The sequence below is a fragment of the Thermanaerothrix sp. genome (assembly GCA_026417795.1).
GTDB lineage: Bacteria > Synergistota > Synergistia > Synergistales > Synergistaceae > Thermanaerovibrio.
The window spans coordinates 1-1233 of sequence record JAOACP010000109.1; the positions used below are offsets into that span (position 1 = coordinate 1).

Sequence of the window (1233 nt, forward strand, 5' to 3'; positions counted from 1 at the left end):
GGCCTATACCATGGCTCGAACGCTGGGAATCCCCCTCGTTCGCTGTGGATTCCCTATTCACGACCGATTTGGAGCTTCCCAGATACTCCATGTGGGGTATGAAGGAACGTACAACCTGCTACGGTTAGTGGTGAATGCCCTCATCGAGCAGGAACAGGAAACCAACCCCGTAGGATACACCTACTATTGAGGAGGCATACGTATGCATTGGGAACGGCATCCCTGTTTTGATGAGTCCTCCCGTCATCGCTATGGACGGGTCCATCTTCCCGTGGCACCTCGATGCAATATCCAGTGTAATTATTGCAACAGAGATTTTGACTGTGCCCACGAAAGTAGACCGGGGGTCTGTAGCAAAATAATGGAACCAGCAGAGGCCCCCGAATATGTGGAAGCTTTGCTGGCCCGATTCCCGGAGCTCGCGGTGGTGGGGATCGCCGGCCCTGGGGATCCCTTTGCTAATCCGGAAGAAACCCTTAAAACCCTCAGTCTCATTCATGGAGCATTCCCGGACCTGCTTCTTTGCGTAGCCACCAATGGGTTAAACCTTGCCCCTTATGTGGGGGAACTCGTGAATTTAGGGGTTTCTCATGTGACGATTACCATAAATACGATAAACCCTTCCGTGGGGCAACGTTTGTATGCCTGGGTTCGTAAGGGGAAACAGACCCTTAATGGTTACGAAGCTGCGGCCTATCTACTCCAGGAGCAGCTTTCCAGTATTCCCTTGCTGAAAAGGGCGAACATCCTGGTAAAGGTGAATACGGTACTCGTGCCGGGTATAAACGAACATGAGGTGGGTATCCTGGCCCAGCACCTTGCTTCTCTCGGGGTGGATATCATGAATATTCTTCCCCTGTATCCTGTTAAGGGAACCCCTTTTGCCCGTTTGCCCCCCCCTTCTTCAGAGATGGTGCAAAAGGCTCGAGAGCGAGCGGGGGCCTATCTTCCCCAGATGTATCATTGTACCCGCTGCCGCGCCGATGCGGCGGGTTTCCTTGACCAGGACCTTAGTTTTTCCCAGGAAAAGAATAAGAAACAAGAAGATAAAGCTTCTGGTAAGTCCCTTTCCCCGGTAGCCTGCCAGAAAAACCGTTCAGCCGTTCCACAGGAGAAAAATATCGCCGGTGCTCCACGGACAGGGGACGCTCGTTACCGCATAGCCGTTGCCACCTATGAGGGACTCCTGGTGAATCAACACCTGGGGGAAGCAAACAGGGTACAGGTGTACCG

Annotated in this window: 2 protein-coding genes; both read left to right on the forward strand. The window is 53.0% G+C overall.

Annotated features, from left to right (window positions below; translation table 11 throughout):
- On the forward strand, window positions 1-190 hold a 190-nt coding region (locus N2315_09440; protein ID MCX7829393.1), incomplete at its 5' end, for a hypothetical protein.
- 12 nt (window positions 191-202) lie between these two features.
- Window positions 203-1233: radical SAM protein (locus N2315_09445; protein ID MCX7829394.1), on the forward strand; the 1031-nt coding region annotated here is incomplete at its 3' end.